The sequence below is a fragment of the Amycolatopsis sp. NPDC004169 genome, from assembly GCF_040610315.1.
Classification (GTDB): domain Bacteria; phylum Actinomycetota; class Actinomycetes; order Mycobacteriales; family Pseudonocardiaceae; genus Amycolatopsis.
Window position 1 is genome coordinate 22867 of the sequence record NZ_JBEXMD010000060.1, and the last position, 22729, is coordinate 45595.

General features: G+C 71.8%; 25 protein-coding genes. 19 read left to right on the plus strand and 6 right to left on the minus strand.

Translation table 11 applies throughout. The annotated features are described in order from the left end of the window. Window positions 1-45 precede the first annotated feature (45 nt). Window positions 46-966: a pyridoxal 5'-phosphate synthase lyase subunit PdxS gene (gene pdxS, locus ABZX11_RS44185; protein ID WP_217709730.1), complete on the plus strand. Its 921-nt coding sequence runs from the start codon at window positions 46-48 to the stop codon at window positions 964-966. A 49-nt stretch (window positions 967-1015) separates the two neighbouring features. On the opposite strand, the gene ABZX11_RS44190 is transcribed toward pdxS, so the two are convergent. Next, on the minus strand, window positions 1016-1936 hold the full coding sequence (locus ABZX11_RS44190; protein ID WP_354924658.1) for an NADP-dependent oxidoreductase: 921 nt from the start codon (window positions 1934-1936) through the stop codon (window positions 1016-1018). 106 nt (window positions 1937-2042) lie between these two features. Between ABZX11_RS44190 and ABZX11_RS44195 the strand changes: the two genes are divergently transcribed. Next, window positions 2043-2984 carry an AraC family transcriptional regulator gene (locus ABZX11_RS44195; RefSeq protein ID WP_176177427.1) on the plus strand — a complete coding sequence of 314 codons (942 nt, stop codon included), beginning with the start codon at window positions 2043-2045 and terminating at the stop codon, window positions 2982-2984. Here the strand turns inward: ABZX11_RS44195 and ABZX11_RS44200 are convergent. Next, the gene (locus tag ABZX11_RS44200; protein ID WP_176177429.1) at window positions 2954-3517 is read right to left on the minus strand and encodes an XRE family transcriptional regulator; all 564 of its coding nucleotides are present in this window, start codon (window positions 3515-3517) and stop codon (window positions 2954-2956) included. The genes ABZX11_RS44195 and ABZX11_RS44200 overlap by 31 nt on opposite strands. A 68-nt stretch (window positions 3518-3585) precedes the next feature. Here ABZX11_RS44200 and ABZX11_RS44205 point away from each other — a divergent pair, with 68 nt between their 5' ends. The 5 genes from ABZX11_RS44205 (at window position 3586) to ABZX11_RS44225 (ending at window position 6930) form a co-directional block, all read left to right on the plus strand. Beyond that, on the plus strand, window positions 3586-4278 hold the full coding sequence (locus ABZX11_RS44205; RefSeq protein ID WP_354924661.1) for an AzlC family ABC transporter permease: 693 nt from the start codon (window positions 3586-3588) through the stop codon (window positions 4276-4278). Beyond that, window positions 4278-4598, plus strand: coding sequence for an AzlD domain-containing protein (locus ABZX11_RS44210; protein ID WP_354924663.1), 321 nt, complete (start codon window positions 4278-4280; stop codon window positions 4596-4598). The genes ABZX11_RS44205 and ABZX11_RS44210 overlap by 1 nt, the downstream gene beginning before the upstream one ends. A gap of 279 nt (window positions 4599-4877) precedes the next feature. Beyond that, complete coding sequence (gene pdxT, locus ABZX11_RS44215) at window positions 4878-5495, plus strand: pyridoxal 5'-phosphate synthase glutaminase subunit PdxT (RefSeq protein WP_303247026.1); 618 nt, start codon at window positions 4878-4880, stop codon at window positions 5493-5495. Window positions 5496-5536: 41 nt separating this feature from the next. Further along, entirely contained in the window at window positions 5537-6292 is a 756-nt protein-coding gene (locus tag ABZX11_RS44220) for a YebC/PmpR family DNA-binding transcriptional regulator (RefSeq protein ID WP_091310751.1), read from the plus strand. An 86-nt stretch (window positions 6293-6378) separates the two neighbouring features. Continuing rightward, window positions 6379-6930 (plus strand): DUF4262 domain-containing protein, encoded by a 552-nt coding sequence (locus ABZX11_RS44225; RefSeq protein ID WP_176177432.1) that lies wholly within the window; start codon window positions 6379-6381, stop codon window positions 6928-6930. Window positions 6931-6939: 9 nt separating this feature from the next. Here the strand turns inward: ABZX11_RS44225 and ABZX11_RS44230 are convergent, their stop codons facing one another. Further along, a complete protein-coding gene (locus ABZX11_RS44230) occupies window positions 6940-7380 on the minus strand; it encodes a cupin domain-containing protein (RefSeq protein WP_354924666.1) in 441 nt (146 codons plus the stop codon). Window positions 7381-7454: 74 nt separating this feature from the next. Here ABZX11_RS44230 and ruvC point away from each other — a divergent pair, with 74 nt between their 5' ends. The 8 genes from ruvC (at window position 7455) to ABZX11_RS44270 (ending at window position 16564) form a co-directional block, all read left to right on the plus strand. Then, window positions 7455-8039 carry a crossover junction endodeoxyribonuclease RuvC gene (ruvC, locus tag ABZX11_RS44235; protein WP_354924668.1) on the plus strand — a complete coding sequence of 195 codons (585 nt, stop codon included), beginning with the start codon at window positions 7455-7457 and terminating at the stop codon, window positions 8037-8039. Beyond that, the gene (gene ruvA / locus ABZX11_RS44240) at window positions 8036-8632 is read left to right on the plus strand and encodes a Holliday junction branch migration protein RuvA (RefSeq protein ID WP_354924670.1); all 597 of its coding nucleotides are present in this window, start codon (window positions 8036-8038) and stop codon (window positions 8630-8632) included. The genes ruvC and ruvA overlap by 4 nt, the downstream gene beginning before the upstream one ends. Before the next feature lie 8 nt (window positions 8633-8640). Then, window positions 8641-9708 carry a Holliday junction branch migration DNA helicase RuvB gene (gene ruvB / locus ABZX11_RS44245; protein WP_354924672.1) on the plus strand — a complete coding sequence of 356 codons (1068 nt, stop codon included), beginning with the start codon at window positions 8641-8643 and terminating at the stop codon, window positions 9706-9708. A gap of 119 nt (window positions 9709-9827) precedes the next feature. Beyond that, entirely contained in the window at window positions 9828-10238 is a 411-nt protein-coding gene (gene yajC, locus ABZX11_RS44250; protein ID WP_354924674.1) for a preprotein translocase subunit YajC, read from the plus strand. Window positions 10239-10454: 216 nt separating this feature from the next. Further along, the gene (secD, locus tag ABZX11_RS44255) at window positions 10455-12251 is read left to right on the plus strand and encodes a protein translocase subunit SecD (protein WP_176177437.1); all 1797 of its coding nucleotides are present in this window, start codon (window positions 10455-10457) and stop codon (window positions 12249-12251) included. 1 nt (window position 12252) lies between these two features. Next, entirely contained in the window at window positions 12253-13470 is a 1218-nt protein-coding gene (gene secF / locus ABZX11_RS44260; protein ID WP_354924676.1) for a protein translocase subunit SecF, read from the plus strand. 1 nt (window position 13471) lies between these two features. Further along, a complete protein-coding gene (locus tag ABZX11_RS44265) occupies window positions 13472-13990 on the plus strand; it encodes an adenine phosphoribosyltransferase (protein WP_176177439.1) in 519 nt (172 codons plus the stop codon). A gap of 219 nt (window positions 13991-14209) precedes the next feature. Next, on the plus strand, window positions 14210-16564 hold the full coding sequence (locus tag ABZX11_RS44270; RefSeq protein ID WP_176177440.1) for a bifunctional (p)ppGpp synthetase/guanosine-3',5'-bis(diphosphate) 3'-pyrophosphohydrolase: 2355 nt from the start codon (window positions 14210-14212) through the stop codon (window positions 16562-16564). Here ABZX11_RS44270 and ABZX11_RS44275 read toward each other — a convergent pair. Then, the gene (locus tag ABZX11_RS44275) at window positions 16540-17799 is read right to left on the minus strand and encodes an amidohydrolase family protein (protein ID WP_354924679.1); all 1260 of its coding nucleotides are present in this window, start codon (window positions 17797-17799) and stop codon (window positions 16540-16542) included. The genes ABZX11_RS44270 and ABZX11_RS44275 overlap by 25 nt on opposite strands. A gap of 45 nt (window positions 17800-17844) precedes the next feature. On the opposite strand from ABZX11_RS44275, the gene ABZX11_RS44280 reads away from it, so the two are divergent. Further along, a complete protein-coding gene (locus ABZX11_RS44280; RefSeq protein ID WP_354924681.1) occupies window positions 17845-18267 on the plus strand; it encodes a MarR family transcriptional regulator in 423 nt (140 codons plus the stop codon). Here ABZX11_RS44280 and ABZX11_RS44285 read toward each other — a convergent pair. Next, complete coding sequence (locus tag ABZX11_RS44285; protein WP_354924683.1) at window positions 18264-18665, minus strand: DUF1304 domain-containing protein; 402 nt, start codon at window positions 18663-18665, stop codon at window positions 18264-18266. The genes ABZX11_RS44280 and ABZX11_RS44285 overlap by 4 nt on opposite strands. Continuing rightward, the gene (locus ABZX11_RS44290; protein ID WP_354924685.1) at window positions 18662-19111 is read right to left on the minus strand and encodes a cupin domain-containing protein; all 450 of its coding nucleotides are present in this window, start codon (window positions 19109-19111) and stop codon (window positions 18662-18664) included. Before ABZX11_RS44290 ends, ABZX11_RS44285 begins: the two co-directional genes overlap by 4 nt. Window positions 19112-19488: 377 nt before the next feature. Between ABZX11_RS44290 and ABZX11_RS44295 the strand changes: the two genes are divergently transcribed. The 3 genes from ABZX11_RS44295 to ABZX11_RS44305 all read left to right on the plus strand — a co-directional run bounded on the left by ABZX11_RS44295 (window position 19489) and on the right by ABZX11_RS44305 (window position 22356). Next, window positions 19489-20247, plus strand: coding sequence for a helix-turn-helix transcriptional regulator (locus ABZX11_RS44295; protein ID WP_354924687.1), 759 nt, complete (start codon window positions 19489-19491; stop codon window positions 20245-20247). 118 nt (window positions 20248-20365) lie between these two features. Beyond that, window positions 20366-22015 carry a hypothetical protein gene (locus ABZX11_RS44300; protein ID WP_354924689.1) on the plus strand — a complete coding sequence of 550 codons (1650 nt, stop codon included), beginning with the start codon at window positions 20366-20368 and terminating at the stop codon, window positions 22013-22015. Beyond that, window positions 22015-22356, plus strand: coding sequence for a hypothetical protein (locus ABZX11_RS44305; protein ID WP_176177446.1), 342 nt, complete (start codon window positions 22015-22017; stop codon window positions 22354-22356). The genes ABZX11_RS44300 and ABZX11_RS44305 overlap by 1 nt, the downstream gene beginning before the upstream one ends. Window positions 22357-22729 lie beyond the last annotated feature (373 nt).

A 22729-nucleotide genomic window follows, 5' to 3' on the forward strand; every position in this document is an offset into this window, starting at 1 on the left:
CCCTCGGACTCGTCACCCCCGTTCTCCTTGTGGAAAGGCCCCGTCGTGTCCGAGCAGCAGACCACCCCCAGTGGCACCGTCCAGTCCGTCACCGGCACCGCCAAGGTGAAGCGGGGCATGGCCGAGATGCTCAAGGGCGGCGTGATCATGGACGTGGTCACCGCCGAGCAGGCCAAGATCGCCGAAGACGCCGGCGCGGTCGCGGTGATGGCCCTCGAACGCGTGCCCGCCGACATCCGCGCTCAGGGCGGCGTCGCCCGGATGAGCGACCCCGACCTGATCGACGGCATCATCGAAGCCGTCTCGATCCCGGTGATGGCCAAGGCCCGCATCGGCCACTTCGTCGAGGCGCAGGTCCTGCAGTCCCTCGGCGTGGACTACGTCGACGAGTCCGAGGTCCTCACCCCGGCCGACTACGCCAACCACATCGACAAGTGGGCGTTCACCGTCCCCTTCGTCTGCGGCGCGACCAACCTCGGCGAGGCCCTGCGCCGGATCACCGAGGGCGCGGCGATGATCCGCTCCAAGGGCGAGGCCGGCACCGGCGACGTCTCCAACGCCACCACGCACATGCGCAAGATCCGCCAGGAGATCCGCCGCCTGCAGAACCTGCCCGAAGACGAGCTGTTCGTCGCGGCCAAGGAGCTGCAGGCGCCGTACGAGCTGGTGAAGGAGGTCGCCGAGGCCGGCAAGCTCCCGGTCGTGCTGTTCACCGCGGGCGGCATCGCCACCCCGGCCGACGCGGCGATGATGATGCAGCTCGGCGCGGAGGGCGTGTTCGTCGGCTCGGGCATCTTCAAGTCCGGCAACCCGGCCCAGCGCGCCGAGGCGATCGTCAAGGCGACGACCTTCTACGACGACCCGGACGTGCTGGCCAAGGTCTCGCGCGGCCTGGGCGAGGCGATGGTCGGCATCAACGTCGAGGAACTGCCGGAACCGCACCGCCTCGCCGAGCGCGGCTGGTGATCCTTCCGCCGGGGGGCCGTGGACGAGCCGTCCACGGGCCCGCCCGGCCTCAGGGGATGAGCACGATCTTGCCGCGTGAGTGGCGGCGCATCAGGTCGCGGTAGGCCTCGCGGACCTCGGCGAGCGGGTAGGTCGTGGCGATCGGGACCTCAAGTTCGCCCGCCGCCACCAGCTTGACGAGCTCGCCCAGCACCTCGACGGTCGAGGACCCGGCCATCCCTTCGGCCTTGACGCCGGTGCGGGCCGCGCCGGCGAAGTCGATGATCGTGTTGATCCGGTCCTTCGCCACGCCGAGTTCCAGCGCCAGGTCGACGTAGCCGTCGCCGAAGTTGTCGACGAACGCGTCGACCCCGTCCGGCGCCGCCGCGCGGATCCGGTCCGGCACGCCGTCGCCGTAGGTCACCGGGAGCACGCCGTGCTCGCGCAGCCAGGCGTGGTTGCCCTCGCCAGCCAGTCCGATGACCGTCGCCCCGGCGTGGCGCAGCAGCTGCACGGTCAGCGAACCGACCCCGCCCGCGGCGCCCGCGACGACGACCGTGTCGCCCGGTCCGGCCCCGACGGCCTGCACGTTCGCGTGCGCGGTGGCCCCCGCGACGAACAGCGAGCCGCCGACCTCCCACGGCACCGACGGGGGCCGCGGCACGAGCTGGGCGGCCGGGACGACGACCAGTTCCGCGTGGCTGCCGCGGGTGTCCACCCAGCCGATCACCTCGTCGCCGGCGGACCAGGTGCGGACCTCGGAGCCGACTTCTTCGACCACGCCGGCCAGGTCGCTGCCCTCGCCGGACGGGAACGTCGCGGGCCAGCGCTCGTGGAGCGCGCCGATCCGGATCGAGTTCTCGCCCGGGTTGATCCCGGCGGCGCGCACGCGCACCAGCACCTCGTCCGCGGCCGGTGCCGGCCGCGGCACGTCCCGCACCTCCAGGACGTCGATGTCGCCGTAGTGGTCGAACCGCACTGCCTGGGGCATCTCGCCCCTCCTTCCGGATTCCTTGTTCCTGAAGACCAGGGAACCGCAAGCGCGCGGCATGATCCATGCTGGATTCGCGCGAAGAAATATGCGATCGTCTCATCGCGTGGACGTCCTCACAGATCTGCTGCAGCGCTCACGAGCCCGCGGTGCCGCCTTTTCGCACTCCACGGCGCGCGGTGACTGGGGCATCGAGTTCCCGACCGGCGCCAAGCTCGCGATCCACGGCATCCTCGGCGGCGAGGCCTTCGCGTGGACCGAAGACCCCGCCCGCGCCCGCCACGTGCTGCCCGGCGACGTCGTCCTGGTCCGCGGTCCGGTCCGGCAGTTCATGGCCCACACGCCGGGCGCCGGTGTCGAGCCGTTCCTCTACCACCCGGCCGAACCGGGCGCGGGCACGCGCCGGATGCGGTTCGGCGCGGCAGCGGGCGACCCGACCACGTTCTTCTGCGGCGCGTACACCTTCGAGGGCGAGCTGTGCGCGGGGCTGCTCGCCGGGCTGCCGGACCTGACCGTGGTGCGCCCGCGAGCCGGGTCGAGCCTGCGCGCGGTCCTCGACGTGTTCGCCTCCGAGATCCTGCGTGACGCGCCGGGGCAGCAGGCGCTGCTGGACAGCCTGCTCGACGTCGTCCTGGTCCAGGTGCTGCGCGAACAGCTCGCCGCCGACGTGCAGACCGCGCCGGCGTGGTTCCGCGCGATGGACGACCCGGCGGTGGGGGCCGCCCTGCGTGCGGTGCACGAGGCCCCGGCGCGCGCGTGGACGGTCGCCGACCTCGCCGACGAGGCAGCGCTTTCCCGGGCGACGTTCGCCCGGCGGTTCACCGGGCTGCTCGGCGTGGCCCCGCTGACCTACGTCGCCGACTGGCGCATGGCGCTGGCGCGTGAGCAGCTGCGCGACGGCGACGCCGGGCTGGCCGCGATCGCGCACTCACTGGGGTACTCGTCGGAGTTCTCGTTCGCCGCCGCGTTCAAGCGCCACCACGGGACGCCGCCCGGGCGCTGGCGCGCGTCGAAGGCTCAGACGTATTCGGAGATCTCGACGCCGTAGGTGCCCGGCTCCAGGGCTTCGAAGATGTGCGGGACGTCGCCGGGGTAGCAGATGTAGTCCCCGGGCAGCAGTTCCTCCGGGTCGTCCATGACGCCGATGCGGGCCCGGCCCGCGCACAGCACGATGTGCTCGACCACCCCGGTCATGTGCGGGTCGGAGCGCCGGGGCGTGCCCGGCTCTCCGCGGACGACGTAGATGTCGCGGCGCGCGCCGGTGGGGCAGGCCGACAGGAGCGTGCAGGCGTAGTCGGCGTGTTCGGCGAACACCGTCGGCCCCTTGCCCGCCCGCACCACGCGGACCTTGGGCCGTTCGGGTTCGACCAGCCGGGAGAACGGCACGTCCAGGGCGACGCCGAGCGCCCACAGCGTCTCGACGCTGGGGTTGCCGGTGCCGGACTCCAGCTGCGAGAGCGTGGACTTGGCCAGGCCGGCGCGGCGCGCGACCTCGGTCAGGGACAGCCCCGCTCGGGTCCGCTCGCGGCGCAGCGACGCCGCGATGATGTCCAGCGGCGCCCCGGTGGTTTCCTGCGACATGCCGTTCGCTCCATCGGTCTGTCTGTTCGCCTTGACGAACACGTGGCCTACCGTTCACCATAGAACACATGCGTTCGATATGGCGAACACTCGATCGGGCCCTCGCCCGTGACATCGGTCTGGTCTGTCTCGCCGATTGTCTCGTGGGCGTGTCCTACGGCGCCATCGCGGTGAGTTCCGGCTTCCCGCTGTGGCTGCCGATGCTGATGTCGCTGCTGGTCTTCGCCGGGGCGTCGCAGTTCATGTTCGTCGGGATCGTGGCCGCGGGCGGCAACCCGTTCGCCGCGGTGCTGGCCGGGCTGCTGGCCAACGCGCGGCACCTGCCGTTCGGCTTCGCGCTCGGCGACGTGCTGGGCAAGCGGTGGGCCGCCCGGCTGGCCGGCAGTCACCTGATGATCGACGAATCGGTCGCGTTCGCGCTGGCCGAGCGCGAGGCGCACCGCCGTCGTGCGGCCTACTGGGCGTGCGGGATCGGCCTGTTCGCCAGCTGGAACATCGGCGTGGTCGCCGGCGCGTACGCGGGAACGGCGATCAGCGACACGGACGCCTTCGGCCTCGACGCGGCGTTCCCGGCGGTGCTGCTGGCCCTGGTCCTGCCCTCCCTGCGGGACAAGGCGGCCCGGCTGCCGGTGCTGATCGGGGTGCTGGTCGCCCTGGCCGCGACGCCGTTCCTGCCGGCCGGGCTGCCGGTGCTGCTCGCACTGGCCGGGGTGCTCGCCGGCGTCGCCGCCAAGGAACCGGAGCTGGAGGAGGCGCGCTGATGGACGGGACGGAACTGCTGGTCGCCACCGCGGTGCTGGCCGCAGGCACGTTCGCCTTCCGCTTCGCGGGGCCGGCGTTGCGCAGCCGGGTGAAGCTGACACCCCGGGTCGAGCGGCTGATGGCCCTGGCGGCGGTGGTCCTGCTGGCGGCGCTGGTCGCGGTCAGCGCGCTGACCGAGGGCCACGGCTTCGCGGGCATCGCCCGGCCGGCCGGGGTGCTGGTGGCCGGGGTGCTGGCCTGGCGGAAGGCCCCGTTCGCGCTGGTGGTGGTCGCCGCCGCGGCCACGGCCGCCCTGCTGAGGCTGGCCGGCGTCCCCTGACCCGGACGTCGACGTGCCGAACGAGGCATCACCCGTGACCAGCCGGGCTCCACGCGTGATCGGAGGGGCATCACGCGTGATCGGAGAGGCATCACCCCGATGCCCCGCCGGACACACGTGATGCCCGCCCAGTCACGCTTGATGCCCCGCCCATCACGCGTGATGCCCCGCCGGGCACGGGGAGGGTGGGCCGCGGGACCGGGGCTGACCTGCCGGTAAGGCGTCCGGCCGGTGCGTCTAGGCTGGTGGGAAGGTCTTTCGGGAGGTCGGGTGGCAGGAGTGTCGTCGGAACCGGTCATCGGTGTGCTCGCCATGCAGGGTGCCGTGCGGGAGCACGTCGCCATGCTGGCCGAAGCGGGTGCGCGGGCCGTGCCCGTCCGGCGGGCCGCCGAGCTGTCCGAAGTGGACGGCCTGGTGCTGCCCGGCGGCGAGTCGACCACGATGTCGCGGCTGCTGGAGAGCTTCGAACTGCTGGAGCCCCTGCGGGCGCGGATCGCCGAGGGCATGCCCGCCTTCGGCTCGTGCGCCGGGATGATCCTGCTGGCCCGGCAGACCCTCGACGGGCGGCCCGACCAGCAGCAGCTCGGCGGGCTCGACGTCGTCGTGCGGCGCAACGCCTTCGGCAGGCAGGTCGACTCCTTCGAGGCCGACCTGGACTTCGCCGGCGTGGACGGCGAAGTCCGTGCCGTCTTCATCCGCGCTCCCTGGGTCGAGAAGGCCGGTGACGACGTCGAGGTGCTGGCCACCGTCAGCGGTGTGCCGGGCGTGGACGACGACACCGCTAGGATCGTCGCGGTCCGGCAAGGGGCGGTGCTGGCGACCGCGTTCCACCCGGAACTCACGCCCGACGTGCGGGTGCACCGGCTGTTCGTCGACCTCGTGCGAAAGGCTGCCTGAGACGCGGTGCCCGGCCGGGGTACGGAACAGATGGAGGAGAGATGAGCGGCCACTCCAAGTGGGCCACCACGAAGCACAAGAAGGCCAACCTCGACGCGAAGCGCGGCAAGCTCTTCGCGCGGTTGATCAAGAACATCGAGGTGGCCGCCCGCACGGGCACCGGTGGTGGCGACCCGGACGGCAACCCCACGCTCTACGACGCCATCCAGAAGGCCAAGAAGAACTCGGTCCCGCAGGACAACATCGAGCGCGCCCGCAAGCGCGGCGCCGGTGAAGAGGCCGGTGGCGCCGACTGGCAGACCATCACCTACGAAGGCTACGGCCCGAACGGCGTCGCCGTCCTGATCGAGTGCCTCACCGACAACCGCAACCGCGCCGCGTCGGAGGTCCGGACCGCGCTGACCCGCAACGGCGGCTCGCTCGCCGACCCGGGTTCGGTGGCCTACCTGTTCAACCGCAAGGGCGTCGTGCTGATGCCCAAGGGTGACGCGGCCGAGGACGACGTCCTCATGGCGGTCCTCGACGCCGGTGCCGAAGAGGTCAACGACCTCGGCGAGAGCTTCGAGATCGTCTCCGAGGCGACCGACCTGGTCCCGGTCCGCAAGGCGCTGCAGGACGCCGGCTTCGAATACGAGTCGGCCGACCTGACGTTCCTGCCTTCGGTGAGCGTCCCGCTCGACGCGGACGGCGCGAAGAAGGTCTTCAAGCTGATCGACGCCCTCGAAGACTGCGACGACGTCCAGAACGTGTACGCCAACTTCGATGTCTCGGACGAGGTGCTCGCCGAAGTCGGCTGAGTTTTCCCTTGCGTCGCAACGCTTTGGGGCCCGGGCCGGAAACTTTCCGGCCCGGGCCCTGTGTTCCCGCCGGTTCGTCAGGCAGAATGTGCGCCGTGACTTCGACGACCCCCGCCGCTGCCGCCGACATCACCGCCGAGCTGTCCGCGGACGAAGTGCGCCTGATCGAATGGATCGAGGGGCAGGCCAAGGAACGCGGCAACGCCGTCATCAACGTCGCCTCGGACGACGAAGGCGCCGGCTACTCCTTCACCGCCTGCGCGTGGGCGCTGCACAACGTGCCGGAGGCCGTCGTGGTCGGGCTGCCCGGCCAGATGGGGCAGGTGCTGCTCGACGCCTACGTCGACCGCGCCGCCAACGGCGAGATCTTCGAGGTCGGCCGGCGCTACGACGACTTCTTCGACGGCGTCCCGGTGGTCCTCGAGCGCGTCGACAAGGGCCACTACCCCGAGTACTTCGGCAGCGCGTTCCTCATCTACCCGGACGGCGACTTCCCGGCGCTGCAGCTGATCGTCGCGACGCCGGAGGGCAAGTTCCCCTGGCACCCGGACGCCCCCGAGGGCTTCGCGCGGTGGCAGCCGGTGCTGACCGGGAGCGGCGACCCGGAAAGCTGGACCCCCGGCGTCGACGGCCCCTAGCACTGACCCCTAGAACTTCCGCAGGTCGGCGGCCGCTTCCGGGTACCGCTGCGCCAGTTCCGCGGCGGGCGCGAACTCGACGCAGTCGTCGGTGTAGGGCGGCACGACGACCGTGCCCAGCAGGCTCCACGCGCCGAGCGTGACGGTCGCCTGCCACGTCCCGGCGGGCACCACCACCTGCGGGCGTTCCCCGGCGGCGACGTCGGTCCCCAGCACCGGCCGCTCGACCGAGCCGTCCGGGTGCAGCAGCAGCATCGCCGCGGGCGCGCCCGCGTGGTGGGCGTAGACCTCGACCCGGTCGAGCCGGTGCGGCGCGGAGCGTTCGGGCGCGACGAGCAGGTAGTAGATCGCCGACCCGTCGGCCGAGCGCCAGCTCTGCGCCCACTGCCCGCCTTCGACCGGGAGCGGCTGGAGACCCAGGTGGGTGACGAAATCCGACGGCTGCGGCATGTCGTCCATCCTGCCGCAGACGTGCCCCAGTAGCCTGCAAGCTCGAACTGGTGTTCGCGGCGGGAGGAATGCGGGTGCGGGTGCTCGGGGTCGACCCCGGTCTGACCAGGTGCGGCCTGGGCGTGGTCGACGGCGGCAGGGGCCGGGCGGTCCGCTGCGTCGCCGTCGACGTCGTGCGGACGCCGCCGGACGCCGACCTGGCCCACCGCCTGCTCGGCATCTCCGACGAGGTCGAACGCTGGATGGACAAGTACAAGCCGGCCGCGGTGGCGGTCGAGCGGGTCTTCGCCCAGCACAACGTCCGCACCGCGATGGGCACCGCCCAGGCCGGTGGCGTGGTCGCCCTCGCCGCCGCGCGCCGCGGCCTGCCGGTCGTGTTCCACACCCCGAGCGAGGTCAAGGCGGCCGTCAGCGGGTCCGGCCGGGCCGACAAGGCCCAGGTCACGGCCATGGTGATGCGCCTGCTCAACCTCGAGGTCGCCCCCCACCCCGCCGACGCCGCGGACGCCCTCGCCCTGGCCATCTGCCACCTCTGGCGGGAGCCGATGCGGGCCCGGCTCGCCGAGGCCGAAGCCCGCGCGGCCGAGATGGCCCGCACGCACAAAGCCCGGCTCGCCGCCGCGGCGAAGCAAGCGAAGAACCCTGGAGCAGCACGATGATCTCGTCGGTACGCGGAGAAGTCCTGTCGGTCGGTCTCGACCACGTCGTGGTCGAGGTCGGCGGGGTCGGCTTCGCCGTGCAGGCCACCCCGGCGACGCTGGCCACCCTCCGCCGCGGCGAAGAGGCCCGCCTGCACACCGCGCTGGTCGTGCGCGAGGACTCGCTGACGCTGTTCGGCTTCGCCGACGCCGACGCCCGCGAGCTGTTCGGGCTGCTGCAGACGGTGTCCGGCATCGGGCCGCGGCTGGCGCTGGCCACCCTCGCCGTGCTGGACCCGGACAAGCTGCGTGCCGCGCTGGTCGAAGGCAACATCACCGTGCTGACGTCGGTGCCCGGCATCGGCCGCAAGGGCGCCGAGCGGCTCACCCTCGAACTGCGCGACAAGGTCACCGCCCTCGGCGCCACCGGTGACGCCCCCGCCGTCACCGCTCCCGGCGCGCTGCGGGCCGAGGTCGTCGAGGCGCTCGCCGGCCTCGGGTTCCCGGCCAAGCAGGCCGAGCAGGCCGTGGACAAGGTCCTCGCCGACGGTGACGGCCACACGACCGCCAGCGTGCTGCGCGCCGCACTGGCCACCCTCGGCCGGAAGCGGTAGGCCCGGCCGTGGAGTATGAAGCCGTGGAGGAAGAAGAAGCCCTCTCGGCGTGGGCCCAGACCGGTGAGGAGAACGTCGAGGGCACTCTGCGGCCCCGCAAGCTCGACGAGTTCGTCGGCCAGCCGCGCGTGCGCGAGCAGCTGGAACTGGTGCTGGAGAGCGCGCGCCGCCGTGGCGTGCCGCCCGACCACGTCCTGCTGTCCGGGCCGCCAGGGCTGGGCAAGACGTCGATGGCGATGATCGTCGCCGCCGAGCTGGGCGCGGCCATCCGGATCACCTCCGGGCCCGCGCTGGAACGGGCAGGCGACCTCGCCGCGATGCTGTCCAACCTCGCGCCCGGCGACGTCCTGTTCATCGACGAGATCCACCGCATCGCCCGGCCCGCCGAGGAGATGCTCTACCTGGCGATGGAGGACTTCCGGGTCGACGTCGTCGTCGGCAAGGGGCCCGGCGCCACCAGCATCCCGCTGGAGATCGCGCCGTTCACGCTGGTCGGGGCGACCACCCGGTCCGGCTCGCTGACCGGCCCGCTGCGCGACCGGTTCGGCTTCACCGGCCAGATGGAGTTCTACACCGACGTCGAGCTGGAGCTGGTCGTCCGCCGGGCCGCGACCATCCTCGACATCCCGATCGACCGCGACGGGTGCGCCGAGATCGCCCGCCGCTCCCGGGGCACGCCCCGGATCGCGAACCGGCTGCTGCGGCGCGTCCGCGACTACGCCGAGGTCCGCGCCGACGGCAAGGTGACCCGCGAGGTCGCCCGGGCCGCGCTGGCCGTCTACGACGTCGACGAGCTCGGCCTCGACCGGCTCGACCGGGCCGTGCTCACGGCGCTGACCAGGTCGTTCGGCGGCGGGCCGGTGGGCATCTCGACGCTGGCGGTGGCCGTGGGGGAGGAGGCGACCACCGTGGAAGAGGTGTGCGAGCCCTACCTGGTGCGCGCCGGTATGCTCGCCCGCACCCCGCGCGGCCGCGTCGCGACCGCGACCGCGTGGGAACACCTCGGCATGGTGCCGCCCGCGGACCTCCCGGGGCGTCCCGACCAGGGCGGGCCGTCGCTGTTCGAACAGCCGTGAGCGGCCCGTACCGGCGGGTGGGTGCTGGCGTCCGCGCTGGTACCTGGCACACTTGACCGGAGCACATACCCAAAAACCGGACATTTCGGCTGGGCCCGGTGTCCGTCGAACGGAGAATCATGCAACAGCTATTGCTGCCCCTGCTGCTCGTGCTCGTCCTCGCCGTGCCGCTGGTGATGAGCACGCGCAAGCAGAAGAAGCAGCAGGCGGCGCAACAGGAGCTGCAGAACAGCATCGCCCCCGGTGACCGCGTGATGACCACTTCCGGTCTTTACGGCACCGTCGCCGACGCCTCCGGTGACACCACGATCGACATCGAGATCGCCCCCGGCGTCGTCACCACCTGGCTGCGGCTCGCGGTCCGCGAGAAGGTCGAGCCGGTCGTCGAGACCGAGGAAGACGCCGCCGACGAGGTCGTCGAGACCCCCGCCGAAGAGCCGGCCGTCATCGAGTCCGCCACCGCCGTCAAGACCGATGAGCCGCAGACCACCGCGCAGGTGGCGCCGCCGCTGGAGCACGGCAAGAAGTAACTTTCGCGGCACTCCTGGGCCGGGCGGGAATCCCGACGAAAGTCGGTGTGGCCTCGCACGCCGGGCTCACGCAGCACCGAGTAGTGTCTCGGTGCTGCGTGCGTGTCCGCCGTCATACCCGTGCCCGGGAGTGAATCGCACACAGTCCCTCCCGGTAACCCTCCGGGCGGGCACCGCAACGTTGGGGTCCACCCCGTCCGAGGAGACCGAAGCACCGTGGCAGCTTCAGCCGGGCATCTCCGCCCGGGACGCTATCTCGCCCTGTTCGCCCTGATCGTGATCGTCCTGTACGCGCTGGTGTTCCTCACCGGCAACCACAAGCCGACCCCGAAACTGGGCATCGACCTGCAGGGCGGCACCCGGGTCACGCTCACCGCCCGCACCCCCGACGGCGGCCAGCCGACCCGGGAGTCCCTGAACCAGGCGCGTCAGATCATCGAGCGGCGCGTCAACGGGATCGGCGTCAGCGGCACCGAGGTCCTCCTCGACGGCAACAACGTCGTCATCACCGTCCCCGGCGAGCAGGGCGACCAGGCGAAGAACCTGGGCAAGACCGCGAAGCTGGGCTTCCGGAAGGTCGTCTCGAGCGCCACCCAGCCGGTGGTGCCGCCGCAGACGAACACCCCGCCGCCGGCCACCGGCACCCCGACCTCGGGCGCGCCGAGCACGCCGCCTTCGGGCGCGACGGCCACCAAGCCGCCGACGACCTCGGCCAGTGCGCCGCCGACGGCCGGGGGCGGTGGCGGCGCCGCGGCCGCGCCGCAGCAGAACACCACGCCGGCCGCGCCGAGCAGCAGCACCCCGCCGCCCACGTCGTCGGCTCCGGCGCCCGCGCCCGCCGACGGCTCGGTCGACGCGGAAACGGCGAAGGAGATCCAGGCCGCCAAGGCCCTCCGGCAGAACCCCCAGCTGATCGGCGCGGACGGCCAGCCGAACCAGGAGCTCGTCTCGAAGGCGATGGCCGCGCTGACCTGCGCGCCGAACGCCAAGGACGCCCTCGAAGGCAACGACGACCCGAAGCTGCCGTTGGTGGCCTGCGGTGACCACAACACCTACAAGTACCTGCTGGAGCCGGAGTTCCTGCCGGGCACCGAGATCGCCGACTCGACCTCGGGCTACGACCAGCAGCGCGGCCAGTGGGTGGTGAACCTCAGCTTCAAGAGCGAGGGCACCAAGATCTGGGCCGACTTCACCTCGAAGAACACCGGCCAGCAGGCCGCGTTCGTGCTCGACACGCAGGTCGTCTCCGCGCCGAACATCCAGGTGGCCATCCTCGACGGCAACACCCAGATCACCGGCAAGTTCACGCAGACCGAGGCGAAGGACCTCTCGGACATCCTGAAGTACGGTTCGCTGCCGCTGTCGTTCGCCTCGTCGGACGCGACCACGGTGTCGGCGACCCTCGGCCTGGCCTCGCTGGAGGCCGGCCTGATCGCCGGCGGCATCGGGCTGCTGGTCGTGTTCATCTACTGCCTGTTCTACTACCGGCTGCTCGGCGTGCTCACCATCCTGTCGCTGGCCCTGTCCGGCGCGCTGGTGTTCGCGGTGCTGGTGCTGCTCGGCCGGTGGATCGGCTACACGCTGGACCTCGCGGGCATCGCCGGCCTGATCATCGCGATCGGCATCACGGCGGACTCGTTCGTCATCTACTTCGAACGGCTCAAGGACGAGATCCGGGAGGGCCGGACGTTCCGGTCCGCGGTGCCGCGCGGCTGGGTCCGCGCCCGGCGCACCATCCTGGCGTCGGACGCGGTGAGCTTCCTGGCCGCGGCCATCCTGTACGTCATCGCGGTCGGCGACGTCCAGGGCTTCGCGTTCACCCTCGGCATGTCCACGGTGCTCGACCTGGTCGTCGTGTACCTGGTGACGCACCCGCTGGTGGCCATGGTGTCCACATCGAAGAACACGTTCCTGTCCAATCCGAGGCACCTGGGCCTCGGCGCCGTGCAGCAAGTGGGTTCGCAGCGTAAGAAGTCGACCACGGTCGGCCGCGCGAACGTGAAGGAGGCCTGACGTGGGGGTCGAAGAACTGGGCACGGACGCCGAAGGCAACGCCAAGGCGACGACGAAGCCCGGCAAGAAGGAAAGCGTCTTCCACCGGCTGTACGTGGGCACTGGCGCGTTCGACGTCGTCGGCAAGCGCAAGCGCTGGTACATCTTCTTCTCGGCGCTGGTGCTGGTGTGCCTCGCCTCGATGATCTTCCGCGGCTTCAACCTCGGCATCGAGTTCGAGGGCGGCACGCAGATCCAGATGCCGGCCAACGGCATCCACGGCGTGATCACCGAGGAGCAGGCGAAGGAGTCGTTCCAGAAGGCTCTCGGCCACCCGGCCTCGGAGGCGCAGAAGGTCGGCACCGGCAACGCCGCGACCATCCAGATCCGCACCGACACGCTGAACGCGGCCGACGTCGCGAAGCTGAAGCAGGGCCTGTTCCAGGACCTGGGCCCGAAGGGCACCAACGGCCAGCCCAGCGTCCAGGCCATCAGCGACAGCGCGGTGAGCGCGTCCTGGGGTGGCGAGATCTCGCAGAAGGCGCTGATCGCGCTCGGCGTGTTCCTCGTCGCGGTGGTCATCTTCCTGGCGATCTACTTCGACGGGCGGATGGCACTGGCCGCGCTGATCTCGCTGCTGCACGACATCCTGGTCACCGCGGGTGTCTACTCACTGATCGGCTTCGAGGTCACCCCGGCGACCGTGATCGGCCTGCTGACCATCCTCGGGTTCTCGCTCTACGACACGGTGGTGGTGTTCGACAAGGTCCGCGAGAACACCCGCGGCCTGCTCGGCCTCACCCGCCGCACGTACGCCGAGGCCGCGAACCTCGCGCTGAACCAGACCCTGATGCGGTCGTTCAACACGGCGTTCATCGCGTTGCTGCCGATCCTCGGCCTGCTGATCGTCGGGTACGTGCTGCTCGGCTCGGGCACGCTGCAGGACCTGGCGCTGGTGCAGCTCACCGGTACCCTCGTCGGCGTCCTGTCGTCGGTCGCGCTGGCCACGCCGCTGCTGGTCGACTTCAAGATGCGCGACCCGAAGTATGCGCAGCAGGCCGAGCGGGTCCGCCAGCGCCGGGTCAGCCAGGAGCGCAAGGCGGCGTCGGGCGAGGACTTCGACGCCTCGGACGACGACGCGCTCGCGAAGGAACTGCGCAAGGAGAAGGCGTACGCAGCCGCGGCCAGCGTCCCCGCCCGGATCCAGAAGCAGCGCCCGGCCGGGAAGCGGAAGCGCTGACGTGCAGCTCGACGACGCCCTCGGCCTGATCGCCGAGGTGCCGGACTTCCCGGAGCCCGGTGTCCTGTTCCGCGACCTCAGCCCGCTCTTCGCGGACGCGGGTGCGTTCAAGGCGGTGACCGACGCGCTGGCGGGCACCCTCGATCCTTCGGTCGAGGCGCTCGCCGGCGTGGAGGCCCGCGGCTTCCTCCTCGCCGCGGCCGTCGGGTACGCCCGTGGCCTCGGCGTGGTGCTGATCCGCAAGCCGGGCAAGCTGCCGGCGGTGGCGGGCCGCGTCGACTACGCCCTGGAGTACGGCACGGCCACGGTCGAGCTGCCGGCCGGCGTGGTCCGGCCGGGCCAGCGCATCGCGATCCTCGACGACGTCCTGGCCACCGGCGGCACGGTCGCGGCCACCGGCAAGCTCCTGGAGGACGCGGGCGCGGTGGTCGACAGCGTGTCCGTGGTCCTCGAACTGGCCGCCCTCGGCGGCCGCCAGGTCCTCGGCGACCGCAAGGTCCACGCCCTCCAGACCTGCTGAACTCGTCACCCGCGTGATCCCCGCCGGAACTCGCGTGATCGGAGCCGGAACTCGCGAGTTCCGGCTCCGATCACGTCGGTGACGGCCCGGATCACGCGAGTGACGTGAACCGCCTGGTGGCGGGGCCCACATCCCCCTGAACGGGCGCACCCGACAGGGCTGCGAGGCGCAACGGCTACCCTGGTGGTCCGAAGGCCGCACGAGCAGCAGGAGGTGCGGGTGAGCCAGGAGCTCGACGCCGCGGTGCCCGCGAAGCAGGGCGCCCAGCAGAACGGGCAGGCGGCGGCACAGCCCGCGCCGCCGAAGCCGAACGGTGCGGCGCCGAACCCGTCCGCGACCCGGCGGGTCCGGGCGCGGCTCGCCCGGCGGATCACCGCGCAGCGCGCCGCCCCGGTCAAGCAGGTCCTCGAGCCACTGGCCGTCATCCACCGCGAGCTGCACCCCAACGCCGACCTGGGCCTGCTCCAGCGCGCCTACGACGTCGCCGAGGAACTGCACCGCAACCAGCGGCGCAAGTCCGGTGACCCGTACATCACCCACCCGCTGGCCGTCGCCACCATCCTCGCCGAGCTGGGCATGGACACCACGACGCTGGTCGCGGCCCTGCTGCACGACACGGTCGAGGACACCGGGTACGCCGTCGAGAGCCTGAAGGCCGACTTCGGCGAGAAGGTCGCCGAGCTGGTCGACGGCGTCACGAAGCTCGACAAGGTGCAGCTCGGCTCGTCCGCCGAGGCCGAGACCATCCGCAAGATGGTCATCGCGATGGCCAAGGACCCCCGGGTGCTGGTCATCAAGCTCGCCGACCGGCTGCACAACATGCGCACCATGCGCTTCCTGCCGCCGGAGAAGCAGGCCCGCAAGGCCCGCGAAACCCTCGAAGTGCTCGCGCCGCTGGCCCACCGGCTCGGCATGGCCACGGTGAAGTGGGAGCTGGAGGACCTCGCGTTCGCCATCCTGCAGCCCAAGAAGTACGACGAGATCGTGCGCCTGGTCGCCGACCGCGCGCCCTCGCGCGACATCTACCTGCGCTCGGTGATCACGGACCTGACCAGCAACCTGGTCTCGTCGCGGATCACCGCGAAGGTCGAGGGGCGGCCCAAGCACTACTACTCGATCCACCAGAAGATGATCGTCCGCGGCCGCGACCTGGACGACATCCACGACCTGGTCGGCGTCCGGATCCTGGTCGAGGACGTCCGCGACTGCTACGCGGCGATGGGTGTCGTGCACGCGCTCTGGCAGCCGGTGCCCGGCCGGTTCAAGGACTACATCGCCCAGCCGCGCTTCGGCGTCTACCAGTCGCTGCACACCACGGTGATCGGCCCGGACGGCAAGCCCCTCGAGGTGCAGATCCGCACCTACGAGATGCACCGCACGGCCGAGTACGGCATCGCCGCGCACTGGCGCTACAAGGAAACCAAGGGCACGCACACCGGCAACGCCATGGACGTCGACGAGATGGCGTGGATGCGCCAGCTCCTCGACTGGCAGCGGGAAGCGGCGGACCCGGGCGACTTCCTGGAGTCGCTGCGCTACGAGCTGGCCGCGCGCGAGATCTTCGTCTTCACCCCGAAGGGTGACGTGATCACGCTGCCGGTCGACTCGACGCCGGTCGACTTCGCCTACGCCGTGCACACCGAGGTCGGCCACCGCTGCATCGGCGCCCGCGTCAACGGCAGGCTGGTCGCGCTCGAACGCAAGCTGGAAAACGGCGAAGTCGTCGAGATCTTCACGTCGAAGGCGGAGAACGCCGGTCCGTCGCGCGACTGGCTGCAGTTCGCCGGCTCGCCGAAGGCCCGCGCCAAGATCCGGCAGTGGTTCGCCAAGGAACGCCGCGACGAGGCGATCGAGGGCGGCAAGGAAGCCATCACCAAGGAGATCCGCAAGGTCGGCCTGCCGATCCAGCGGCTGGTCTCCGCGGAGTCCATGGGCGCGGTGGCCACCGAACTGCGCCACGCCGACATCTCGTCGCTGTACGCGGCGGTCGGCGAGGGCCACACGAGCGCGAAGCACGTCGTCCAGCGGCTGGTGGCGCTGATCGGCGGCGTCGACGCGGCCGAGGAGGAGCTCGCCGAGCGCGCGACGCCGTCCACGGTGACGCGGCGCCGCGGCTCCAACGACGTCGGCGTGGTGGTCAAGGGCGCCAGTGACGTCTGGGCGAAGCTGGCCCGCTGCTGCACCCCGGTGCCGGGCGACGAGATCCTCGGGTTCGTCACCCGCGGCGGCGGTGTGTCGGTGCACCGAACCGACTGCACGAACGCCGGTGACCTGCAGTCCCAGCCCGAGCGGCTGGTCGAGGTCGAGTGGGCGCCCTCGGCGTCGTCGGTGTTCCTGGTGGCCATCCAGGTCGAGGCGCTCGACCGGCACCGCCTGCTCTCGGACGTGACCAAGGTGCTGGCCGACGAGAAGGTCAACATCCTGTCGGCGTCGGTGACCACGTCCCGGGACCGGGTCGCGGTCAGCCGCTTCTCGTTCGAGATGGGCGACCCGAAGCACCTCGGCCACGTCCTCAAGGTGGTCCGCGGCGTGGAAGGCGTCTACGACGTCTACCGCGTGACCTCGGCTTCCTGACCGATCCGGGAGGCGCCGGCGATCCGCGCGCGCGACTCCAGGAGTCGCGCGCGCAACGGCGGCAGGTCGACACCGAGCAGGCGCCCGTGCCGTTTGACCGGCTTCCCGGCGACGTAGACGCTGTCCACCAGGCCGGGGTGGCCGGCGCTGACGATCGTGCCGACCGGGTCGTTGACGGGGAAGACCGAGAGGTCCTCGGCGTCGAGCAGGACGAGGTCGGCGTCCTTGCCGGGGGTGAGGCTGCCGGCGTTGCGCTCGCAGGCCAGGGCGCCGTTCACCGTGGCGCACTCGAGGACGGTCCGCGTCGTGAGGCCGCGGTCGACGGCCAGCGCCGTGCGCATCGCGCCGAACAGGTCACCACCGGCCGACAGGCAGTCGTCGACCGACAGCGTCGGCCGGATACCGGCGGCGAGCGCCCGGCCGGTCACCGGCGGCCCGAAGCCCATCTTCAGCTCGACGTCGGGGCTGACCGACACCGAAGCCCCCGCCTCGGCCAGCATCCCGAGCTGGTCGTCGGACAGGCCGTTGCCGTGCACGACCGTGGTGCGCTCGTCGAGCAGCCCGCGCTCGGCCATCCCGGCGATCGGCCGGTCGCCGTGGCGCCAGCCACCGGTGCCGTGGACGTGCACGCTCACCGGCAGCCCGAGTTCCCGCGCCAGCAGGACATCGGCGGCGGTTTCGTCCATTGTGGAGATCACCGGCCCGCGCAGGCCGAGCACCATGTCCTCGCCCGGCAGCAGCTTGCGCACCCGGCGGATCTCCGGCGCGATGTCGGGTCCGTCGGCGCCGTAGCAGAAGATCGAGTGGCCGGGTGCGTCGTGCAGGCCGGCGATGGCGGCGTCGGCGTTCTCCGGGCGGAGGGCGCAGTGGAACCAGTCGAGCATGGTCGTGACGCCGGAGTTCAGGGCTTCGAGCCGGCCGAGGAGGTTGCCCAGGTAGACGTCCTCGGGCCGGTAGTGCGGTTTGAGCGTGCCGTGCGCGGCGACGCGGTACTGGTCGAACGTCCAGTCCGCGCCGAGGCCGCGGAACGCGGTCTGCCAGGTGTGCCGGTGTGTGTCGACGAAGCCGGGCAGCACGATCTTGCCCGTCGCGTCGACGACCTCGGCGCCGTCGGCCTCGATTTCCGGAGCGACGGCGGCGATCCGGCCGTCCTCGACGAGGACGTCGCCACGGGGCAGGTCCCCGAGCGCCGGGTCCATGCTGACCACCATGCCGCCGCGCAGCAGTGTCTTCATCGCTCTCCTCCAAGAGTTGACGCGTCAACTCTGTATGCTACTCCCATGTTGGAGCCGGCGGAGTGGGAGTTCTGGGACACCTGGATGCGTGCCCAGCGGCTGCTCGCCCGCGAACTCGACCGGGGGCTGCAGCGCGACTGCGGTATCTCGAAGGCCGAGTTCAGTGTGTTGATGACGTTGACCGGCCCGATGCGCGTCGGCGAGCTGGCCGACGCGCTCGCCTGGGAGAAGAGCCGCGTCGCGCACCTGCTGACCCGGATGGAGAACCGCGGTTTGGTGGCCCGCACCGAGGACGGCGCGACCGGCAGGCGCACCGGGATCGAGCTGACCGCCGAAGGCCGCCGGACGGCGGAAAGCGCGGTGCGCGCCCACGGCGCCAACATCCGCCGCCTCGTCCTCGACCGGCTCACACCCGAGCAGGCCGCGGCCATCCGGGCGTGGAGCGAGCAGCTGACCGGGCAGAGTTAGAACAGCGCCGCGACCAGCGCGCCCAGCGGAGGCAGCGCCTGGGCGAGGGCCCCGCCGCGGCCCGCACCGCGGGGGCGGCTGAGGGCGAGCGCGTCCGACACCCCCAGTGCGATCCCGGCCAGCAGCATGAACCCGCAGCAGTAGAGCACCAGCGACCGCCCGGTGTCGGCGTGTCCGGTGTGCAGCAGGACCAGCCCGAGCACCGGGCCGGCGGCCAGGAAGAGGTTGTAGAAGCCGACGTTGAACGACCACAGCCGGGTGGCGGGCAGGTTCGCCGACGGGATCTTGAAGATGCCCTCGTGCACGCCCGGCCGCTCGAACAGCACCACTTCCCAGGCGAACGCCAGCAGGTGCACCAGCACCGCCAGCCCGGCGAAGACCTGCGCGACGGCGTTCACGGCGCGAACCCGATCCCGTGCCGCCCGGCGATCTCCGGGATCCGCTCCGCCGGTGCCTCGTCGACGGCGCGGAAGAACCGGCCCATCCCGTCCGTCAGGCACACCGCCAGGAACTGCGCCGACGGCGTGTGCACCGTGAACGTGTTGACGGCGCCCGCCGGGATGCTGATCGACGCTCCGGGGCCCAGGTCGTGGAGCTCGCCGTCCACGTACACCGTGAGACGCCCGTGCAGCACGTAGAAGCTCTTCGCCCAGGGCTCGGTGTGCGGCGGGACCGAGGGCCCGCGCGGCGCGTCGACCTCGAACACCTCGTACGCGCCGCCGGTGTGCTCCGCGCCGACCTTGACGGTGATGCGCGCGTCCTTGCTGTCGAGTTCCGGGCCTTCGCCCGGTGCGCTGAAGTGGGTCATGGCGCCGACGTGGGAACCGCCCGCCGGGCGAGCCATCCCGGAAATGTGGGATACCGCGCCCGGCGGCGACCGGCGCATACTGCGTCCATGTGGGACGGCCGGGCGCAGGGAGTGCGGCGGGACGTCGCCGCGCTCGCGACCGCGGGCCTCGGCGTCGCCGAGCTGCACGCCGCCGCCATCGAGCTGGTCGACCGCGTGGTGCCCGCCGAGCTGACGTGCTGGGCGTCGCTCGACCCGGACACCGCGGTGATCAGCTCGATGACCAGCGGCCGGGCCCGCATCCCCGGCGAGTACGAGCCGCTGCTGGCGACCTACGAGTACGACGGTGCGCAGCCGCACACCTTCGCCGAGCCGGCTCAGCTGCTTGTGGGGGTTCCGGGTGGCGGAGCCCCCGGCCCGGGGCGAAGCCCCGGATGTCACAGCGGCCGGTGCCGGTGGCGCGGCTGTCCGACCTGCCCCGCCGCGTGGTCGAGCGCAGCGGCCGGCTCACCGAGGTCTGGCGGCCGCTGGGGCTCGGCCACGAGCTGCGGGTGGTGTTCCGGGTCGACGGCGTCTCCTGGGGCGCGGCCGGCCTGGTCCGGCGCGGCGAGTTCAGTGACCGCGAGGTCGGGTTCCTGACGTCCGTGGGCCCGGCGCTGGCCGCGGCGACGCGGGTGGCCGCCCGCACCGGCCGGGCAGGAGAGCGGGCCGAACCGGCGATCGTGGTGGTCGGTCCGGACGGCAGGCAGCGCGCCGCCACGGCGGCGGCCGAGGCGTGGCGCGCCGAGCTCGACGAGATCGCCCCGGGCCGGTTCGCCGTCCTGGTGCGCGCGGTGGTGACCGGGGCCCGCGCGGCCGCGACGGGGACGTTCCGCGCCCGGGTCCGCGACGCCCGCGGCGGGTGGATCGTCCTGCGCGCGAGCCGGTTGCTGGCCGGGGCGGGCGACGAGGAGACCGTCGTGACCGTCGAGCGCGCCTCGGGAGCGGAGCTGCTGGGTGTGCTGCTGGCCGCCTACGGTCTCACCGCCCGGGAACGCGACGTCTGCCGCGAGGTGCTGGCCGGACGCTCCACAGTGGACATCGCGGCGCGGCTGGCCATCTCCGCGCACACCGTGCAGGACCACCTCAAGTCGGTGTTCGGCAAGGTCGGGGTCCGCAGCCGTGGGGAACTGACCGTGAAGCTGATGTCCTGAGGCGGTTCCTGCCCGGATGCCGGAATTACCGTCCCCGGTTGCGGCGCTGCATGCTACCTTCTGCAAATTGCGCCGGGAGTGCGGGCTGTCCGGGTCCCCGGCCTGACGAGGGGGCGGCATGGCCGACGACACCACGCGGTACCTCTGCGCCGCTTCCTACCTCGACCCCGCCTACAGCCGGCGGGCCATCACCGAGTTCCTCGTCGAGCCCACCCGGCCGGTCCCGCCGTCACCGGGCCTGGACGCCGGCCGCGTGCTCACCGAAGCCGTGCGGGCCCGGGCGCGCCGCAAGAACTACGACGGGCTGCTGGTGGTGCTGATGGCCGTCGTCATCGGGCTGCTGTGGGACAACCCGCTGCTCTACGGCTGGATCGTGCTGTCGCTGCTGCTCATCGCCGCGCGGGCGGGGAAGAGCGCGTACGCGCCGGAGAAGACGGTCAACCCGAAGACGTTGGCGGTGCTCGGCGTCGGCATCGTCGTCGCCTGGCTGGTGCTGTCCTATTCGGACGAGATCTTCGGCTACGGGAGCCGGTACCCCTCGCGCTACTACGACGACTACTCCGACGATTCGTCCGGCGGCGACACCGCCCGGACGGTCATCGGCATCGTGCTGGCGGTGGTCGTCTGCGTGACGGTGACGATCGAGCGCTGGTCCCTGTGGAACCTGCTGACGACGCGCTTCAAGCGGTTCGGCGCGGCCGCCGACGGCGGCAGCCTGACCGGCCTCCTCACCGAGGACTTCCGCGGCCAGCTCGCCCGGTACCAGTCGAGCGCCACGGCCGTCGAGGCGCCGGGAGCGCCGCTGGTGGTCTACCGCGGGTTCAACCCGTTCGTGGGCGCCGGGTTCCGGCGGGACGCCTGGTCGATGGCGATCCCGCTGGAGCGGGTGGAGGACGCCGAAGGACGGCCGGAGCTGACGACCGAGGCGTTGTACGACGGGATCCGAGAGGCCGTAGCCGGTCTCCGCCACGCGAACGCGTTGTCCCCGGACCACCGGCTCGGCGGGCTGACCGTGACCGAGGCGGTGTTCACCCCGGCCACCGAGCTCGTCGACCACCTCGGCGAGCCGGAAGCCGCGGCGTACCTGCCGGACATCGAGCACCCGCCGAACACCCGCCTCACCGCGGCCGACGTCGCCCGGCTCCGCACGGAACCGAAGGAGTGGGCGCGCTACTACCTGTCGTTCCAGGTGGAGACGTGGGACCGGGACCTGGTCCTGACGACGTTCCTGCACGTCGCGGTGGACGACTCGACGCTGTACGCCGAGTGGACGCCGTACGTGCTCCCGCCGATCCGGGCCGAGTACCGGGTGGTGGACAAGATGCGGCCGGACTCGCTGCGCCCGCTCGGGCAGGGCCTGCTGGCCTGGCTGGAGATGCCGGCGAGCCTGCCGGGCCGCATCCTGAACCTGGCGTCGTGGATCCGGCAGCCGAAGCGCGAGCCCGGCGTCGTGGACCCGGACCGCTACGGCGCGGCGAACTCGCTGCGCGAACTCGCTTCGGTGAACCTGCTGGCCGACTACTTCCAGCTCGTCGACATCGAGCGCTACGAGAAGATCATCGAAAGCCGCCTCCTGCCCGCCATCGGCAAACTCCTCGGCGACGCCGGTTTCTCGACGGCGAAGTTCGAAGAGCAGGCGGCGGTGGTGATCAACAACGACATCACGATCCGCGGCGACAACCGCGGACCGATCAACCAGACGGGGCTGCGCACCCAGCGCCCCCGCCCGGCGGCGAACCCCGCCCGCGCAGCCAGGACGGAGACCTGATGAGCAACCGCATCACGAACAAGATCAGCATCGGCGGCGACAACTCCGGCAAGATCACCCAGACGGGCATCGAGGCAGGCGGCGCAGAGGCGGCGGTGACATCGCTGACCGAGCTGGTCGAGCGGCTGTCGGCCGAGGTGCGGGGGAGCGGCCTGGCAAAGCAGGAGGTCTTGGAGGACACGCTGACCGACCTGGCGGCGGACCTGCGCGCGGGAGACGCGGCGGAGCCGGCGGTGGTGCGAAGCAGGTGGGAGAAGATCAAGGGGCTGCTGGGCGGGGTGGTGCAGTTCTCGGAGCTGGTGGCCAAGATTTCGGACCAGGTGCAGAAGATCTTCGGCTGACGGGGTGCGCGGTTCGTGCTGAGCAGCCCCCGTTTTCCACGCTAGCGGAGAGGGCCGACGGAATCGGCGGCCGCTGGGACGGTTGTCCACAGGGTGAAGCGGGCGCGGCGAGTTGTGGACAACCGGAGCGGGGGTCCACAGAGGACAGGCAACCGGCGGCCGAACAGACGAGGCGAACCGGCAGCCGAACCCCACGAAGCGAACCGGCGGCCGAATGGACGGCGCGAACCGCCGGCCGGTAACGCAAGGCGACCAACCACCTCACCAGACCTCCCCCGCCCCTCATCCCTGCTATCCCTTCAGCCGGCGGGCGGGTTTGTCAAGGCACGCTTTCCCGCCTTGACAAACCCGTCCGGCGGCTGAAAATCCGAAC

What these genes read in the sequence shown, in the direction of transcription:
- ABZX11_RS44190 (WP_354924658.1), bottom strand. Translation starts at nt 1,936, where the DNA reads ATGCCCCAGGCAGTGCGGTTCGACCACTACGGCGACATCGACGTCCTG.
- ABZX11_RS44200 (WP_176177429.1), bottom strand. Translation starts at nt 3,517, where the DNA reads ATGTCGCAGGAAACCACCGGGGCGCCGCTGGACATCATCGCGGCGTCG.
- ABZX11_RS44205 (WP_354924661.1), top strand. Translation starts at nt 3,586, where the DNA reads ATGCGTTCGATATGGCGAACACTCGATCGGGCCCTCGCCCGTGACATC.
- ABZX11_RS44210 (WP_354924663.1), top strand. Translation starts at nt 4,278, where the DNA reads ATGGACGGGACGGAACTGCTGGTCGCCACCGCGGTGCTGGCCGCAGGC.
- ABZX11_RS44220 (WP_091310751.1), top strand. Translation starts at nt 5,537, where the DNA reads ATGAGCGGCCACTCCAAGTGGGCCACCACGAAGCACAAGAAGGCCAAC.
- ABZX11_RS44225 (WP_176177432.1), top strand. Translation starts at nt 6,379, where the DNA reads ATGTGCGCCGTGACTTCGACGACCCCCGCCGCTGCCGCCGACATCACC.
- ABZX11_RS44230 (WP_354924666.1), bottom strand. Translation starts at nt 7,380, where the DNA reads ATGCCGCAGCCGTCGGATTTCGTCACCCACCTGGGTCTCCAGCCGCTC.
- ruvA (WP_354924670.1), top strand. Translation starts at nt 8,036, where the DNA reads ATGATCTCGTCGGTACGCGGAGAAGTCCTGTCGGTCGGTCTCGACCAC.
- yajC (WP_354924674.1), top strand. Translation starts at nt 9,828, where the DNA reads ATGCAACAGCTATTGCTGCCCCTGCTGCTCGTGCTCGTCCTCGCCGTG.
- ABZX11_RS44275 (WP_354924679.1), bottom strand. Translation starts at nt 17,799, where the DNA reads ATGAAGACACTGCTGCGCGGCGGCATGGTGGTCAGCATGGACCCGGCG.
- ABZX11_RS44280 (WP_354924681.1), top strand. Translation starts at nt 17,845, where the DNA reads ATGTTGGAGCCGGCGGAGTGGGAGTTCTGGGACACCTGGATGCGTGCC.
- ABZX11_RS44290 (WP_354924685.1), bottom strand. Translation starts at nt 19,111, where the DNA reads ATGGCTCGCCCGGCGGGCGGTTCCCACGTCGGCGCCATGACCCACTTC.
- ABZX11_RS44295 (WP_354924687.1), top strand. Translation starts at nt 19,489, where the DNA reads ATGTCACAGCGGCCGGTGCCGGTGGCGCGGCTGTCCGACCTGCCCCGC.
- ABZX11_RS44300 (WP_354924689.1), top strand. Translation starts at nt 20,366, where the DNA reads ATGGCCGACGACACCACGCGGTACCTCTGCGCCGCTTCCTACCTCGAC.
- ABZX11_RS44305 (WP_176177446.1), top strand. Translation starts at nt 22,015, where the DNA reads ATGAGCAACCGCATCACGAACAAGATCAGCATCGGCGGCGACAACTCC.